Below are 18,701 nucleotides of genomic sequence, written 5' to 3' on the forward strand. Positions count from 1 at the left end.
ATGAGTTGGACAATACCTATAATAATACTCTTAGACCAGTTAACTAAGTACTGGTCTGAGAGTGTTTTAAAATTAAATCCAATATCCTTAGGAATCTTCAAATTGACATATGCTGAAAATACCGGTATAGCTTTTGGAATGCTATCAGAAAAAGCTTATTTTCATGGTATTTTTTCAACATTTATTGCAACCATATTATTAATATTTAGAGATAAATTAAGAAGCAAATCTAAAATTTTAGATCTATCATTATGCTTTATAATTGGCGGTGCAATAGGAAATATAATAGACAGAATCAGATTTGGTTATGTAGTAGATATGTTTTATGTTCCTTATTTTTCAATCTTCAATATAGCTGACTCTTTTGTAACAATAGGTGGTTTTTTACTTGTAATATATTTGATATGGGGGAACAAAAATGATAGAAAAAATTTTAGTAGATGAAAATGAAAAAGATGAAAGATTAGATAAGTTCTGTTCTAAAAAAGTTCCGGATTGGATTTCAAGAAATTTTATACAAAATTCTATAAAAAATGGTTCAATAAAAGTGAATAAAAAAATAAAAAAACCTAATTATAAAATTAAAACTGGTGACCTAATATACATAGAAGTACCAGAAAAACCAGAAAAACCAGAAATCTTACCAGAAAATATAAATTTAAATATTATATATGAAGATGATGATATAATAGTAATAAATAAACCATACAATATGATAGTTCATCCAGCAGGAAAAATATATAATGGAACTTTGGTAAATGCATTAAAAGGTCATATAGATGATTTTGAAGATATTGGTGATGAATTAAGAACAGGCATAGTTCATAGATTAGACAAAGATACTTCCGGATTAATAATTGTAGCAAAAAACAATATGGCCAGAGAAAATCTTTCAAAACAATTTCAAGAAAGAACTATAAGAAAATTTTATATTGCACTTACTAAAGGCCCTATTCAAAGGCCTCAAGGAATTATAAATAGACCTATTTCACGTCATCCAACACAAAGACATAAAATGGCTATAATAGAGGGCGGAAAAGAATCTATCACTAAATATAAAATTATTAAAAAATTTAATAACAATTTAAATTTAGTATGGATAAACTTAAAAACAGGAAGAACACATCAGATTAGAGTTCATTTTAAATATTTAAAATCTCCGCTTTTAGGCGATAGTACTTATTCAAAAATCGGAAAATTTGAAAACGAATTATGTATAAATAGACAAATGCTTCATGCGGTGAAAATGAATTTATTTCACCCAAGAACAAATGAATGGATGGAGTTTATAGCCCCTATTCCTGATGACTTTAAAAATGCAATCAAAAATATCTATAATAAATATGGTGATTAATATGAATGTATTAGGTCCTGTGAAAACATCTTTAACTATAGGCAAATCCTATATACAGATGAGAGATTTGATACAAATTTCAAAAAAAATGAAAATAGAAACTATTATATTAAAAGAACCTCATCCAAAATCATGGATGGGGTTTATTTTTCTATGTAAAATTAATAATATTAAACCTATAATAATTTATGAAAAAAATGATAAAAATTATTTATTAAAAAATGAAAAAGATATAATTCTTGCAATAAGGGACTATAACAATGTTTATTCTATAAATCTTGAACCTATAAATCTTTCAATTCCAGAAATAATTTATCCTTGTTATGAATTAAAAAATTTTTTTGATGACAAAGAAAATTATTCTATAGAAGATTATAAGAAGAATTATTCCCAATTAAAAGAAATTTCCAAAATTGATATAAATTATAATATTGAAAAAATAAACGTTGGAATTCCTTATATTGGAAATTTTGAAGATTTGAAAAAAGAATTATCAAAAAATAATCTCGATGAAAATGAAATAAAAATTTTAAAAGAAGAATTAAAAGTTATTAAAGAATTAAATGTATCTAATTATATATTAAATGTGAAAAAAATAATAGATATTGCTAAAAAAAATAAAATATCTGTGGGACCTGGAAGAGGATCTGCTGTCAGCTCTTATTTGGTATATAAACTTGGAATAACAAAAATTAATCCTTTAAAATACGATTTATTATTTGAAAGATTTTTAAACATTTTTAGAAAAGAATTACCAGATATAGACATAGATATTGATTCAACTCAAAGAAATTATTTAATAACCCTTTTAGAAAAATATTATGGAAAATATAAAATTGCTCAAATAAGAACATATTCAACTATGAAATTTAAATCTGTTTTAAAAAAATTAAAAGATAACTTTGAATATATTCCTTATTTAAAAAATCCCATAAGATCTTCCGAAAATTATGAATTATATAAAAAATCAGATTCAAAAACAAAAGAAATTCTAAAAATCGCTTATTATTTTGAAGGATTAGAAACAGCTGAATCAACTCATGCTGCAGGCATAATAATTTCTAATAAAGATTTAAGAGGTATTTTGCCTATTGATTTTAAAGAATTTCCAATAATAGAATATCAAATGGAAGATTTGAAAAAACTCAATATAGAAAAATTTGATATTCTTTCATTAGATACTTTAAACTTTTTAAAAATGATACAAGCTAAAGAAACTTTTGATGAACTTCAAAACACTTATATTTATGACGGTATTTCTAAAGGTTTAACGAAGGGAATTTTCCAATTAGAATCTAAACTTGGAAGAAAAGTTTCTTTAAAGATTAAACCAAAAAAATTCGAAGATTTAATATTATTAATAGCCATGAATAGACCTGGCCCTTTAGAATCTGGAATGCTTGATGAATATCTCGACAATTCTTCACCAGATTTCTTAAAAAAAATATTTCCTGAAACTAATGGTGTAATTGTTTATCAAGAACAAATAATGAAACTGGGACAAAAAATAGGTGGTTTAGATAAAAATGAATCAGATCTTTTAAGAAAAGCAGTTGCAAAAAAAGATTTACATAAATTATCTCCAATTAAAAATAAATTCATAAAAAATGCCTCCCAAAAGATAGGTGAAGAAAATTCAATAAGAATATTTTCAAAAATTGAAATGTTTGCACAATATGCTTTTGCAAAATCACATGCTTCAGCTTATGCTCATATTTCATATTGGATAGCTGAAGAAAAATTTAAAAACCCTTCTAAATTTGTATTTAATTACATAAAATTAAGAGGATTAAACACTGATATAATAAATGAATGTTCTTTTTTAAACACAAAAATATATAATCCTTCTTTAAAATATCCAAAAGGATTTTATTCACAAGAATATATATTTCCTCCTATTTCTTGTATAAAAGGTATTGGAAAAAATATAGAAGAACTTTTTTCCAACTATAACATTAAAAATTTTGAAGAGTTTATAAATATATGTATATCAAAGAAAATAACAAGAAATATAATAGAAATTCTTATTCGATCTGGAGCTCTTGATTTTATAAACATTAATAGAAAAATGTTCTTAAGAGAATCTACTAAACTATTAAGAGGCGAATTAGAAGAATTAAAAGAAATAGAAAGCAGTGTTTTTGGAAATACCATAACAGAAGATACTAAAGAAATTAAAACTACTATTGAAGATTTAATAATATATGAAACTGAAACCATAGGACTTCCCCTTTCACAAAATAAATTAAATAATTTATCTAATGAATTACATAAAAAATATTTAAGTAATAAAACTTTCAATATAATAGGTTATGCCTATAAAAATTTTATATTTGATAGTAGTGGCATTATATATGATAAAAAAATATATCATAAAATACCTACTAAAATAATAAAAAAAATTTGACTATGATAGTTCTATACACTATCTTTAGTCAAATCTTTTTTTATTCTTCAGTTACATATTTATTTGATGCAAATTGTAATAATAAAATACCTATTATAAAAAAAGTAATATTAATTATCCAAAAATAAGTAAAGGACATATCTTGAATAGATGCTGAAAATCTTATTGTATCTGCCAAATACTTTATTGGCATTATATATGATAGCCATCTTATAGAAGAAGGTATCAATTCTAAAGGGAAATATACTCCAGCAAAAAAAGTCATAACCATATAAAGAATAGATGAAGCATTTTGAGCAGTTTCAACTTTTTTAAATATCAATAATAATAAAATACCAAATCCCATCATAGCTATTGATGCACAAAAAACAGATATAATCAATAATAACCAATTAAATTCAAGTCCTGTATTGAAAATTATTATGCTGAATAATATATTTAAAAATACTGCAAAAAAATTTAAAATTATTTGAACAAAACTCGAAGAAAAAACAAATTCAATTGGTTTAACTGGGGTAGTCATAAATTTTTTTATAATATTTTCTTTTTTATATCTTCCAAAAATAGTAATGACTGAAAACATTCCTCCAGAAAGTATAGATATAGCCAAAGCTCCTGTAATTATAAATCCAAGGTCTGTAACTTTTTTCTTTCCTACTGCAACTACTTCATCTTCAATGATAAAAAAATCTTTTAAATTTTGATAATTATATCTCTTCAAAGAATTATCAATTTCAGATTTTATATTTTGAAAATTTTGATAATTAGTTAGATCATTTGTTAAATATATATAATAACTATTTTCTTTATTTTCTATTCCATACTTTAATTCACCATTCTCAACATCTTTTTTTAATTTTTCTACATCTTTATAAAAAATAATCTCATAATTTTTTAAATATTCTTTAAAATCTTCTTCAATTTTTAAAACTCCAATTTTTGCAAGATCTTTTTCATTATCAAATGCTCCTCCTTCTCCAAACAAAGTTCCAAATATTATTATAAAAAGGAGTGGGAAAAATACAGTAAAAAATAAACTGATTTTATTTCTAAAGGTTTCCATCCAAAAAACTTTTAATAAATGTATAGTTCTATTTTTCATCTGACATCACCCTTTTAAAATTAAATGAAAATAAAATTAATCCAATTAAAAACCAAATAGCAGGTACAATTATATTAATAATACCTATAGAATCTCCAGAAAGGATATTTCTAAGTCCATCAACCATATATGTTGCTGGATTTATATAAACATACCATCTAACGAAAGAGGTTATTTCTTTTGTAGGAAAATACAAACCACTTAAAAAAATAGTTATAAAATAAACAATATTTGAAACAGAAGATGCTGTTCCTATACGTCTAAAAAATGATGCTATTATAAGTCCAAATGAAAGTGCTGTTATACAACAATAAAGTAAGAAAAATATAAATTTATAATTAAAAATCAAAGTTGATATATTTAAAAATGATGCCTCAAAATAAAGAAGTATTATGGCTAAAAATAAAATACTAAAATTTGAAATCAAAAAAGAATAAAAATAATGGCTCATTTTTAAAGGTGTAACAAAAACTCTTTTAATAATTCCTCTATTTTTATAATCCACAAAATTCAATGGAAGATTAAAAATAGAAACAGTTAATATTGCCATCATTAATATACCGGGAAAAATAAAATCTTCATAAACAAAACCTTCATCATTTGTATTTAAATAAATATAGTCTGTTTCTATATTTAATTCTCTTCCAATAGTATTGAACCTTAAATTTATTTCATTTAATACACTTGAAAAAACCTCTGAAGTAATTTTAGAATAGCTTTTTTGAGTTCTATATATTTTTATAATAGGTTTATCATCATTCAAATTAAAAAAATTAACTTTATTAATATCTTCTGGGAAATATGCTATTATATCGATATTATATTCTTTCAGATCTTCTAGAGATTTTTCAAAATTTTCATATTTAGATATTTTAAATGTTTTTTTAAATTCTTCATCTTCAAATACATTATTTAAAATATTTTTTAATATACCAATATCCTGATTTTCATAATAAATTCCAACTTTAAATTCTATATTTTCTTCATTATTTTGTACATTTCCAAATATTGAAATAAAAAATAATAAAAATATTGATGGAAATATTATAGTCCAAAAAACACTATCAAACTGTCTAAAATTATCTTTTATCATAGCTGATGTAAGTTTAAACCATCTCATAAAATCACTCCTAATCTCTTAATGACCTTCCAGTTAATGTTAAAAAAACATCTTCAAGATTTGGTTTTCTAACCTTTAAATTATCAATTTTAAAATTTTTTTCTTTTGAATATTCAAAAATCTTTATGAGAGATTTTTCAACATCATCAGTTTCATATTGATAAACATCATCAACTTTCTTTAAATCTCCATTAAATAAATCTATATTTGAATCAAAGTCTAAAGTTTCAAAAGTTATTAATGAATTCATATTCAATGATTTTATAAGTTTATCTACAGTTCCTTCAGCAATTATCTTACCATGATCTATAACATATATATAATCTGCAAGAAATTCTGCTTCTTCCATATAATGCGTTGTAAGAACTACTGTTTTCCCTCTTTTTTTAAAATCATCAATCTGTTCCCATAAATTTCTTCTTGCCTGTGGATCTAATCCAGTAGTAGGTTCATCTAAAAATATAATATCAGGATCATTAACTATAGCACAAGCAAGTGCTACTCTTTGCTTTTGTCCACCAGATAAATTTTTCATTCTCGCTTTTCTTTTTTCTTCAAGATTTAAATCTTTGAGTAAAATATTTGTTTCTATACTTTTTTTATATAATCCACCAAAAGCTCTTATAATTTCTTCAACCGTTAAATTGTCAAAAAAAGTAGTACTTTGAAGTTGAACTCCTATTCTTTCCTTTATTTTTCTGTCTATCTCAAAAACTTTTTCACCAAAATAATATATATCCCCCATAGTAGGTTTTCTAAGGCCTTCTAAAGTCTCAACAGTAGTAGTTTTACCTGCGCCATTAGGGCCAAGTATAGCAGTAGTTTTACCTTTTTGTATACTCAAAGATATTCCATCAACCGCTTTTACATCCTTATAATATTTTTTAAAATTTTCAATCTTTAAAATATCTTCCATATTAAATACCCCCTTATAAATCAATGTTATAATTATTTTAATTCTATCATAAAAGTTTAAGTGAATTTTAAGAAATCTGATATCTTGGTATTTACAGGAATATCTTATAATATTATTGGCATAAAAAGTTTAGGAGGAAAAAATTATGCAAATAGATGAACTTTTTTTAAATAACGGTGCTTCAATTCAAAAAAATATCGACAATTTTGAAAAATATGTTAGAAGACAAGTAATGGCAAGATTTCTTGTAAGATATGAATTATTTAAAAAAATAAAAGAAGTAAAAGGAAATATTGTAGAATGTGGAGTTTACCATGGTGGCGGTATTTTTGCATGGGCAAAATTATCTACTATACTTGAACCTTATGCACTTTATAGAAAAATAATTGGTTTTGACACCTTTGAAGGATTTCCAACAATTTCAAATGAAGATATTTCTAATGAAAAAAATAAAAATTTAAGATTAAATGGTATGAATCCAAAATTTGATGTTTATCAAGATCTTTTAAACTGTGAAAAGCTATATGATGAAAATAGATTTTTAAACAATTTTTCAAAAATCGAATTGATAAAAGGTAATGCGATTAAAACAATTCCAGAATATGTTAAAAATAATAATCATCTTACAATTTCAATGTTATTCTTAGATTTCGATCTATATGAACCAACAAAAATTGCTTTAGAATATTTATACCCTAAAGTTGTTAAAGGTGGAATAATTGTGTTTGATGAAATAAATAATCCCATTTGGCCAGGAGAATCTCAAGCAATTTATGAATACTTTAATAATTTTAATGATTTAAGAATTAAAAAATTTGATTTTGAACCTAAAATGTCTTATATAATAAAAGAATAGCAGTAATACTGCTATTCTTTTATTTAAATAATTTTTTTAAATTTTCATCAAATGGTGGTTTAATAACACCTTTTTCGGTAATTATCGCAGTTATCAAATCATTTGGAGTTACATCAAAAGACGGATTAAAGACCTTTACATTATCCATAACCATCTTTATTTTATGGCATAGCCTCACTTCATCATGATTTCTTTCTTCAATAGGTATATCTTCACCTGTTTTAGTTTTCATATCTATAGTTGAAAGTGGTGCCGCTATATACATAGGAATACCATGTCTTTTTGCAAGAACAGCAACAGAATATGTTCCTATTTTATTTGCTGTATCTCCGTTGGCAGCAATTCTATCCGCGCCAACAACAACGGCATCTATCTTTCCTTGATTCATTACCCATCCAGCCATATTATCCGATATCAATGTTGTATCTATACCATCTTGCATTAATTCCCAAACAGTTAACCTTGCTCCTTGTAAATAAGGTCTTGTTTCGTCAGCATAAACTTTTATATTCTTTCCTGATTCAATTGCACCTCTTATAACACCCAGTGCTGTTCCATAATCAACAGTTGCAAGTGCTCCAGCGTTACAATGAGTCAAAACTGTATCACCATCGTTTAATAATTTTCCACCATTTAGTCCAATCGCTTTATTAATTTCTATATCTTCTTTCGCAATATTTACTGCTTCTTTTTCAAGAAGAATACTCATTTCTTTCGTTTCTAAATTCTCTATTTTATCTTCTATTAAACTATACATTCTATTCAAAGCCCAAAAAAGATTAACAGCTGTTGGCCTTGTCTTTGAAAGTTCTATTTTTGCATTTTGCATTTTTTTGATATAATTTTGTTTATCTTCTGAATCAAATTCAAAAGAAGCCAAAGCCATTCCAAATGCAGCTGTAGCTCCTATAGCTGGTGCACCTCTAACTATCATATCTTTTATAGATATAGCAGCTTGTTTATAATTAGTACATTCAAAAAATATTTCTTCTAAAGGCAAATATCTTTGATCGATAAGAATTAACTTATTATCTATCCATTCCATGGACATACCTTTTAATTTTCCCATTTATATTCATTCCTTTCATTATAGATATATTAAAATTATACAATAGAGTATAAAAATTTACAAATAAAAAATGCATGATTTCTAAGTTTTAAGAAATCATGCATTTTATTATAACTTTATATGTATTTAAATTAAGATATTTTAGTTTCTATGTCTTGAATATCTTCATTAAGTTTATTATCTTGTGTTTCATACTCTAAATCAGAATAAACTTTTAATCCCGTACCTGCTGGAATTGGTTGTCCAACAATTACATTTTCTTTAAGACCTTTTAAGAAATCATCTTTGCCTTCAATTGCAGCCTCAGTTAATATTTGTACAGTTTGTTGGAATGAAGCTGCTGATAACCATCCTTCTCTTTCTAGGGAAGCTTTGGTTATTCTGAGAAGTTTTCTCTCAGATTGTATGGTAGATTTAGGATTTACTAAATATGTTTTTTGTGTTCCTATTATTTCTATTTCTTCTTCATCATTTAAAACTTCTTCATAATCTTCATAAACTTCTATTTCTTTTATTTTTGCTTCTATTATTTCTTTCAACATATTTTCTGTTATTTCATCATATTTAGAGAATATTTTATCTTCTTCCTCATTCTCTGAAGGAATTATAACTTTTCTAGCCAATCTTTTACCTATTACTTCTTTTCTATTATCATCTATTCTTGAATTTTCTTTTAAAATAGATTCATTTATCTTTCTCGATCTATTAAAAGGTAAAAGATCTCCTGGCATATAGTCTGTATCTCCACCATCAGTAATTTCTACTTTATTTAACATCTGTCTTATTATAATTTCAAAATGTTTATCATGAATATCAACACCCTGTTCAGCATATATTTTCTTTATTTCTTTCAAAAGATATGTTGAAACAGCTTCAACGCCTAGATCTGATAGAACTTTTCTTGGTTTTATATTTCCAGAAGTAAGTCTTTCACCTTCAAGTACTCTATCTCCTTCTGCAACCACTGGTTTTGTTCTATAATCGGCATCAAATGTATGTAATTCATGTTCTGTATCTTCTACTATAAATTTGAGTTTTTTACTTCTCTTATCTGATTCATCTCTTGTTATAGACCTTACTGTACCCTTAACAGTTGAGAATATACCTTCAGGTCCCTTGAGCTTCTTTCTTGCTTCAAACAATTCTTCTGCTCTTGGCAATCCCTGTGTAATATCAGAAGCAGTTGCAATACCACCTGTATGGAAAGTTCTCATTGTAAGCTGTGTTCCAGGTTCACCAATGGATTGAGCCGCTATAACTCCAACAGATTCACCTATATTAACATGTTTATGACTTGCAAGATCCATTCCATAACATTTTGCACACAATCCAGATTCTGATTCACAAGTTAAAGGTGACCTTATATAAATAAGTGGTCTAACCAAAACTTTTTCTATATTATGTCTTTCTAAAATAGATGCTGTTTTTTCGTCAATCTTTTCTTGGTATTTCAACAATGTAATTTCTTTTCCATTTTCATCATTTACATTTATATCTTCACCAACATGAACAAAATTGACCGCTTTATAATCTTTAACTCTTATATTTGTTATATTATGTAATTTTAATTCTTCAATAGCTTCCTTAGTTATAACTTCATTCTTTTCTATTATAATTTTATCTTCTATTTTATAATCATTTAAAGATATCAAATGTTGATTACTGTTGAAATCTTCAAGTTTTAATTGTTTTTCTTCAAAAACTTTTATTTCATCTTTATATTCTGACAAGAACAATGAATCATCTTCATCAAGCATAATATCTCTAACATATTCTTTACCATTATTTGGATTAACTATAACTTCATCAGTTTCTGGATCTAAAACATTCTTTGCAAGAACTCTACCAAACAAGAAATCAGACAATTTTTCTATTTTAGAGTTATCTGACCACAATTCTTCGGCTATTATACCTCTTGTAGTTCCACAATCAGTTTCATTTATTGTAATGGATTGTGCAACATCTACAAGTCTTCTTGTTAAGTATCCCGCTGTAGAAGTTCTTAAAGCAGTATCTGCCGAACCTTTTCTTGAACCATGTGTAGATGTAAAGAATTCGAGCTCTGAAAGACCCATTTTAAAGTTGGATTTTATAGGGACTTCTATAATTTTACCAGCTGGATCAGCCATAAGACCTCTCATACCAGCCAACTGTTTTAACTGGTCTATATTACCTCTGGCTCCAGAGTCAACCATCATCCAAATTGGATTAAATGTATGTTTTCTATACTCTTCAGCAGTAACTTTTGTAACATCAGCAGTTGTTTTTTCCCAAACTTTTACAACTTCTATATATCTTTCATTATCTGTCAAATATCCTTCTTCATATAATTCTTCTATTTTAAGTACTTTATTTTCTGAATTTGTTATTATTTGTTGTCTTTTTGGAGATACTAAAACATCTTTTATCGATATTGTCAATCCAGAAATTGTTGCATAATGGAATCCAAAAGATTTTATATCATCCAATAAGTCTGCAGTTCTATCTATACCATACATTTTAAATGTCTTAAAAATAAGATTTTTTAATCCTTTCTTATCCATTTTAGCTGAATAATCTTTCAATTTTTCTGGAACGACTTGATTGAAAATTATTTTACCTATTGTAGATTTTATAATCTTATTTTTATCATTTCTAAAACCAATTGTTTTATGCAATGTAAATACAGGTCTAACCCATTCAAAATTTCCATCATTGAAATGAACTCCAGAATTTATTATTTTATCATAATCATGAACATAGGTTGCTTCCATTTCATCAGCAAATATATTTTTTATATATCCATCTTTTAAAGATTCTTGATATGATTTTGGTAATTTTAGATTATCAAATTCTTTATTTTCATGCATAGTTAAGTAGAAAGAACCTGCTATAACATCTTTACCAGGCATAGAAATAGGTCTTCCATTAGCCGGAGAAATTATATTATATCTGGATAACATTAAAAATTTTGCTTCAGCTTGTGCAACGGCAGAAAGAGGTACATGAACAGCCATCTGGTCACCATCAAAATCAGCATTAAATGGTGGACAAACTAATGGATGTAATCTTATAGCATTACCTTCAATAAGTCTCGGAATAAATGCTTGAATAGAAATTCTATGAAGTGTAGGAGCTCTATTTAACATAACAGGATGTCCTTTGATAACTTCTTCAAGTATTTCCCAAGCTTGAGGCATTTCTTTTTCAATTATTGTTTTTTTCAATTTTCTGGCATTTTTACTCGCAACATTAGAATCTTTGAGTAATTCTGCAAGTACAAATGGTTTAAATAATTCTAAAGCCATCTTCTTAGGTAATCCACATTCATGTATCTTTAAATCTGGACCAACAGCTATAACAGCTCTTCCAGAATAATCAACACGTTTTCCTAAAAGATTTCTTCTAAATCTACCTTTTTTACCCTTTAAAAGATCTGTTAAAGATCTTAACGGTCTTTTACTTCTATCTGTCATAGGCTTACCTATTCTTCCATTATAAATAAGAGAATCAACAGCTTGTTGAAGTATTCTTTTTTCATTTCTAATTATTATTTCAGGTGCTTCCATATCCATAAGTTTTTTAAGCCTATTATTTCTATTTATAACTTTCCTATATAAATCATTCAAATCAGTAGCAGCAAATCTTCCTCCATCGATCTGTATTAAAGGTCTCAAATCTGGTGGAACTACAGGAAGAGTATTAACTATCATCCATTCAGGTCTATTATTAGATTTTATAAAATCTTTGACTAATTTTAATCTTTTTAATAATTTTAAAGCTTTTTGACTTCTTTTATCTAATTTTTCTATATCTGACTCTAATTTTGCTCTCAATCTTTCAAGATCTATTTTTTCAAGTAATTCTTTTATAGATTCAGCACCATAATTAGCTTTAAATAATTCATATTTATTTATCTGATATATCTGTTCAGCTCCATCTTCACTATTAGCTTTTATGTCCTTAATTCCAAATTCTAAAAATTCTTGAAGTAGATCTTCATTCATCAAAGTACCTTTTTCAACAATTCTATCTGAAACAGTTATATTTTCTGATATTTTCAATCCAATGAGTTGTTCTCTTTCATATTTAATTTTAGAATTTAAAATTCTCATTACTTCTTCATAAGCTCTGGCTTCATCTTCTAATAAGATATCACCTGTTCTTTTACCTATTCTTTTAGAAAATCTTTTATCGATATCGGTTATAACAACTATAGGTGTATCTCTTTCGATTTCTCTGTCTATTTCTATTTGGCCAGGATAATATTCTGAAAATATAGTATATTCATGATGAGTTAGGAAATCTTCTTCAAACAAAAACCTATCTGCAAGAGGAGTTCCTTCCTCTATTTCTTGTTCATCTTCAACCATTATAGAAGCTCCTTCAAAAACAGGATACTTCATTTTTTGACCATCTTCTGATTCTATTGTTATCCAAGTCAATTCTCTTTCAGTATGAGTCATCTCACTCGTTATACTCACTTTACCTGATATCTGAGAAGTAGGCATACCTTTAACACGAGAAACTTTTACAGCTGGTTCAACAGCTATGTCAACATATTGAGAATATATTTCATATTCTCTTTGATAAAGAATTTCTCCTGGATAATAATCCAAATCTTTTTCTTGACTTTCATTTGAAAGAGTTAAATATGCTCTTTCTATAACTCTTTTAGAACCATAATATATTATATTTTCTAAATCTTTAACTGTATTTCCCAATATTATAGAAAGTATTGAAGGTGAAGATTTCAAATACCATATATGAGAAACTGGTGTTGCAAGTTCTATATGTCCCATCTTTCTTCTTCTTGATTCTTTTGATTCTATTCTTACCCCACATCTTTCACATACTGTACCTTCATATTTTTTACCTTTGTATTTTCCACAAGCACATTCATAATCTTTTGTAGGGCCAAAAATCTTTTCACAAAATAAACCATCTTTTTCTGGTTTACTTGTTCTATGATTAAGAGTTTCAGGTTTCTTTACTTCCCCATTTGACCATTCTAAAATTGTATTCGGTGATGCAAGTCCAACCTTTATTTTTGATATCTTTCTCTGAAAAGAAGAAACTTTCGCCATTAATTTTCTCCCTCCTTGAGGGTTTATTTATATCAAGATTATTTATTGCCGAAAAGTTGTCATAGTTTTATTCCTATGACAACTTTTTTAGCAATTATAATTTATCTACGTCTAATTCTTTACCTTCTTCATCAAACAACTTAATATCTAATAATAAACCCTGTAATTCTTTTACTAATACTTTAAAACTTTCAGGAATTCCTGGTTCTGGTAGATTTTCACCTTTTAATATTGCTTTATAAACTTCATTTCTACCTCTAATATCATCCGATTTATAAGTCAACATTTCAGTTAATGTATGAGCTGCTCCATAAGCTTCAAGAGCCCAAACTTCCATTTCTCCAAATCTCTGTCCACCAAGATGAGCTTTACCACCCAATGGTTGTTGGTGAATTAAAGAGTATGGACCAGTAGCTCTTGCATGAATTTTATCTTTAGCTATATGAGATAATCTGATCATATACATAAATCCAATATCTATCGGATAATCAAATGGTTCTCCATTTCTTCCATCTCTCAATACTATTTTTGCGGTTATATTATCATCTGTTTCACCAAGATCAAGTTGTTTTTCTTTTCTAACTCTATGTAACTCTGTTGTTATCTGTTCTTCAGTTGCTCCATCGAAAATAGGCGTTGCAAAGTATTTTCCTGATAACTCTGCCAACCAACCAAGATGTAATTCTAGAACCTGTCCTATATTCATACGTGAAGGAACTCCCAAAGGAGATAACATCATTTGTATAGGTCTACCATCTGGTAAAAATGGCATATCTTCTTTATGTAGTATTGTAGAAACAACACCCTTATTACCATGTCTTCCAGCCAATTTATCCCCAGCTTGTAATGTTTTTTTGGTAGCTATATAAACTTTAACATATTTATTCACACCTATTTCAAGGTTAGGAATATCCTTTCTATCGAAAACTTGCACATCTATTACTCTACCTTCTATACCATGAGGTAATGTCAATGAAGAATCTTTTACATCTCTTCCTCTATCACCGAAAACAGATTTAATAAGTTTTTCTTCTGGTGATGTTTCTGATTCTCCACGTGGTGTAACTTTACCAACAAGTATATCTCCAGAAGATACATAAGAACCAACTCTTACTATACCTTCTTCATCAAGATTTCTTAAAAGTTCTTTTTTCACATTTGGAATATCTGCTGTAATTTCTTCAGGTCCTAATTGTGTATCCATTGATTTAGTTTCATAAACTTCTATATGCACAGAAGTAAATGAATCTTTTTCCAATAATTCTTCTGAAACAACTATAGCATCTTCAAAATTATAACCTTCCCATGGAACAAAAGCTACTAAAATATTTTTACCTAATGCCAATTCACCCATTTCTGTAGAAGGGCCATCAGCAAGAGGAGCATTCTTCTCAACTATTTCTCCCATGTCAACTATAGGTCTTTGGTTTATACACATATCTTGATTAGATCTTACATATTTTAATATTTTATATTCATCTTTAATATAATTTGAATTTCTATCTTTTATATAATTTCCTTCTTCATCTATTCTGGTAATAACAATTTTTCTTCCATCAACATAAGTAACAACACCCCTATGTTTTGCAAGTATAACATATCCAGAATCTCTTGCCGCCAACCACTCAACTCCAGTACCTACATATGGAGCATCTGTATAAAGTAAAGGAACTGCTTGCCTTTGCATATTAGATCCCATGAGAGCTCTATTGGCATCATCATGTTCTAAGAATGGAATCAAAGATGCAGAAACTGATGCAATTTGTTTAGGTGTAACAGCTATAAATTCAACTTCTTCTTTAGGAAATAAAGTAACCTTTCCAAGATACCTTATTTCAACATATTCTGATACTATATTATTATCTTCATCTCTCTCAACAGATGCAGGTGCTATTTTATGAGTTTCTTCTTCATCAGCTGACAAATACACTATATCTTTATTAAAAATCTTTCCATTTTTAACTCTAAAATAAGGAGCTTTCAAAAATCCATATTCATCCGTTCTCGCAAGAATAGCAAGCGAAGTTATAAGTCCTATATTTGCACCTTCTGGCGTTTCAATAGGACACATTCTCCCATAATGTGAATGATGGACATCACGAACTTCAAATTTTGCATGTTCTCTTTTTAATCCACCAGGACCTATCGCGGAAAGTCTTCTCTTATGAGTTAATTCTGATAAAGGATTTATTTGATCCATAAACTGTGATAATTGTGAAGTAGCAAAAAATTGATGAAAAGATGTCATAATAGCTCTTGAATTTATAAGAGACTGTGGATTTATTTTATTTAAAGATTGTGACATAGCTATCTTTTCTGGTATATGTTGAATCATTTTAGAATACGCTTTTTCAAACTCAATTTGCATAAGTTCTCCAACAGATCTAACTCTTTTATTTCCAAGATGATCCCTGGTATCCAGTGCTTCAGGGTTTTCCTCAAGGTCTAAAAGATGTCTTGCTGAAAGAATTATATCCAAATGTTCTATAGCCATTGATTCTACTGGATATTCTAAATTATTCAATTCATCTTCTGTTAATTCTTTTCCCTTAACTTCTTTAAGATATTTAAAATATACATCTTTTAAAGAAACTTGAACTTTTTGCCTTCCTATATCTGAAAAATCAAACTTATCTTCTCTAAAATACATTTCCTCAATTTCTTCTTTTGCTTTTTGTCCACGAGGTATTTCAGTAGGTTTAAGCTTTATAAACATTTCTTTATAAGCTTCAAGAGATGTTAAAGGACCTTCTTTTTCATACCTTTTCTTCATTTTATCAAGAGTTAGCTGTGCAACTCTATGAGATACTTTAATACTTTTCACATCATACTTAAATAATAATTCTTTTGCTTCTGAAAGTTTCATTCCTCTTACAGTGGTTTTAGAAGGTTCCATTTCCTCTAGTTCTTGAAAATGCATATCAGAAAGTACGGTTGAATCATTATATGTTTCAACATCAAACTCATCTTCAAGATCTATATTTACAGGAAAAAGATCGAGTATATCAAGATCATTTTCATAACCTAAAGCTTTCAAAAACAAGAAAAAATTAAATTTTCTTTTCCTATCGATTCTTATTTGAAGAACCTCTTTACCTAAGTTTGGATTGAATATTATTTCAAGCCAAGCACCTTTTACAGGTAAAAAATGTGCTAAAAACATTTCTTTATTAGAATCTTTTTCTTCTTCTTTAACAAAGTAAATCCCTGGAGATCTAACTAATTGATTTACTACTACTCTTTCTGCACCATTAATAATAAATACTCCTCTATCAGTCATATAAGGAATATTACATAAAAAAACATCTTCTTTTTCTATAGTTTCACCTGTTGATGTATCGGTTATCTGAACGGTAAGAAACGCTCTTCCAGAGTAGGTAAGGTTTTTTGACTTACATTCTTCTTCAGTCATTAAAGGATCCTCGTATTTCACATTAACAAAATCAAGTAGGATTTCTTTGTTCTTTTTAGCTGTAGTTTTTATTGGAACTCTAAGCGGCATAAACTTTCTTATTGTTTCTTGTAGTCTTTTTTCAAGAAAATCTTTGAATGAAGACTTTTGAATTTTTATCAAATCATCGTACATTTCAAAATTTTCATGTACATTTCCAAAGAAATCTCTTTCTCTTTTTCCCACTTTTAAAGTGCGGGTGTTCACTGGAATCACCTCGGCTTTTGGAATATTTATATTAAAATGTTACAATTTTTTTCTATTTTTAAGCAAAATGAAACCGCATCAGACCTTATGGCCCAATGCGGATTCAATTGTATCATCATTTTATAAATTTTTTATTAAGAAAATAATTCAATTACTTCAAATTATTTAAGTTCTACTTCTGCTCCAGCTTCTTCTAATTTTTTCTTAAGTTCTTCAGCTTCAGCTTTTGCTGCGCCTTCTTTAACTTTAGCATCTGGAGTTCCTGCTTTTTCAACTAAGTCTTTTGCTTCTTTTAATCCAAGACCTGTAACTTCTCTAACAATTTTTATAACACCTATTTTTTTAGCACCGAAGCTTTTTAATACAACATCAAATTCTGTTTTTTCTTCTTCTGCTGCTGCTCCACCTGCAACTGCTCCTGGCATAGCTGCCATAACTGGTGCTGCTGCTGATACTCCGAATTCATCTTCTAAAGCTTTTACTAAATCTGCTAAGTCAGCTACTGTCATTTCCTTTATTGCCTGAATGAGTTCTTCTTTTGTCATTTAGAACACCTCCGTAATATTATTCTGATTTTTGATCTTTAATTGCATTTAAAACATTTGATAAATTTCTAATTGTTCCAGCAAGAACATTAACTACTCCATTTATAGGGGCGTTCAAGCCACGTACAAACATACCGATAAGTTCTTGTTTTGATGGAAGTTTTGATAACTCTTCTGCTTTATTAGCATCAAATATTTGTCCTTCAAGAACTCCACCTTTTATAGATGGTTTTCCATCATGTTTTTTTGCAAATTCAGTTAATACTTTTAATCCCACTATAGGATCTCCTGATTTTACATAAAAAACACCTGTTGAACCTTCAAGAAATTCTTCATAATCTTCTAAGTTTAATCCAGCTTCTTTGATAGCTGTTTTTAACAATGAATTTCTCATTACTTTATATACAGCTTCACTTTCATATTCCTTAAAAAGTTGCATTCTCATATCATCAGTATGAGAAACAGGCATACCTGTAAAATCTGTAAAAACTACTATTGAAGAATTCTTGAATGCATCTACAAATTCGTTTACTAATAAAGTTTTCTCTTTTCTGGTTAACAACTCAATGCACCTCCTTAAATAAAAAAATTCCACGACTAAATGAGGG

Annotated in this window: 12 protein-coding genes and 1 other annotated feature (1 of these 13 cut by a window edge); of the genes, 4 read left to right on the forward strand and 8 right to left on the reverse strand. The window is 27.6% G+C overall.

Features of this window, described 5'->3' with window-relative positions; translation table 11 throughout:
• From lspA to PWP28_RS03185, 3 genes are read left to right on the forward strand one after another with little or no spacing between them, the layout of a single operon-like run.
• Positions 1-444, forward strand: coding sequence for a signal peptidase II (gene lspA, locus PWP28_RS03175; RefSeq protein ID WP_109605158.1), 444 nt, complete (start codon positions 1-3; stop codon positions 442-444).
• Positions 419-1,354 (forward strand): RluA family pseudouridine synthase, encoded by a 936-nt coding sequence (locus PWP28_RS03180; protein WP_109605157.1) that lies wholly within the window; start codon positions 419-421, stop codon positions 1,352-1,354. The genes lspA and PWP28_RS03180 overlap by 26 nt, the downstream gene beginning before the upstream one ends.
• 1 nt (position 1,355) lies before the next feature.
• Positions 1,356-3,761 (forward strand): hypothetical protein, encoded by a 2,406-nt coding sequence (locus PWP28_RS03185; RefSeq protein ID WP_308644246.1) that lies wholly within the window; start codon positions 1,356-1,358, stop codon positions 3,759-3,761.
• 40 nt (positions 3,762-3,801) lie between these two features.
• Here PWP28_RS03185 and PWP28_RS03190 read toward each other — a convergent pair whose 3' ends face one another.
• The 3 genes from PWP28_RS03190 to PWP28_RS03200 are packed head-to-tail and all read right to left on the reverse strand — an operon-like array spanning position 3,802 to position 6,899.
• Complete coding sequence (locus tag PWP28_RS03190; protein ID WP_308644247.1) at positions 3,802-4,863, reverse strand: ABC transporter permease; 1,062 nt, start codon at positions 4,861-4,863, stop codon at positions 3,802-3,804.
• Entirely contained in the window at positions 4,853-5,983 is a 1,131-nt protein-coding gene (locus tag PWP28_RS03195; protein WP_308644248.1) for an ABC transporter permease, read from the reverse strand. Before PWP28_RS03195 ends, PWP28_RS03190 begins: the two co-directional genes overlap by 11 nt.
• A 10-nt stretch (positions 5,984-5,993) precedes the next feature.
• The gene (locus tag PWP28_RS03200) at positions 5,994-6,899 is read right to left on the reverse strand and encodes an ABC transporter ATP-binding protein (RefSeq protein ID WP_109605153.1); all 906 of its coding nucleotides are present in this window, start codon (positions 6,897-6,899) and stop codon (positions 5,994-5,996) included.
• 145 nt (positions 6,900-7,044) lie between these two features.
• Between PWP28_RS03200 and PWP28_RS03205 the strand changes: the two genes are divergently transcribed.
• Positions 7,045-7,755, forward strand: a complete 711-nt coding sequence (locus tag PWP28_RS03205; RefSeq protein ID WP_109605152.1) for a TylF/MycF/NovP-related O-methyltransferase — start codon at positions 7,045-7,047, stop codon at positions 7,753-7,755.
• Positions 7,756-7,774: 19 nt separating this feature from the next.
• Here the strand turns inward: PWP28_RS03205 and mtnA are convergent, their stop codons facing one another.
• From mtnA to rplJ, 5 genes are all read right to left on the reverse strand, one after another.
• Entirely contained in the window at positions 7,775-8,824 is a 1,050-nt protein-coding gene (mtnA, locus tag PWP28_RS03210) for an S-methyl-5-thioribose-1-phosphate isomerase (protein WP_109605151.1), read from the reverse strand.
• 131 nt (positions 8,825-8,955) lie between these two features.
• Positions 8,956-13,890, reverse strand: a complete 4,935-nt coding sequence (locus PWP28_RS03215; RefSeq protein WP_308644249.1) for a DNA-directed RNA polymerase subunit beta' — start codon at positions 13,888-13,890, stop codon at positions 8,956-8,958.
• 94 nt (positions 13,891-13,984) lie between these two features.
• Positions 13,985-17,548: a DNA-directed RNA polymerase subunit beta gene (locus PWP28_RS03220; RefSeq protein ID WP_109605149.1), complete on the reverse strand. Its 3,564-nt coding sequence runs from the start codon at positions 17,546-17,548 to the stop codon at positions 13,985-13,987.
• Positions 17,549-17,709: 161 nt separating this feature from the next.
• Entirely contained in the window at positions 17,710-18,093 is a 384-nt protein-coding gene (gene rplL / locus PWP28_RS03225) for a 50S ribosomal protein L7/L12 (protein ID WP_264149840.1), read from the reverse strand.
• A 19-nt stretch (positions 18,094-18,112) separates the two neighbouring features.
• Entirely contained in the window at positions 18,113-18,655 is a 543-nt protein-coding gene (rplJ, locus tag PWP28_RS03230) for a 50S ribosomal protein L10 (protein ID WP_109605147.1), read from the reverse strand.
• Between the two features lie 11 nt (positions 18,656-18,666).
• Positions 18,667-18,701: a sequence feature (ribosomal protein L10 leader region), on the reverse strand; it runs 115 nt beyond the window's last position.

Source organism: Oceanotoga sp., from assembly GCF_030445905.1.
Classification (GTDB): Bacteria; Thermotogota; Thermotogae; order Petrotogales; family Petrotogaceae; genus Oceanotoga; species Oceanotoga teriensis.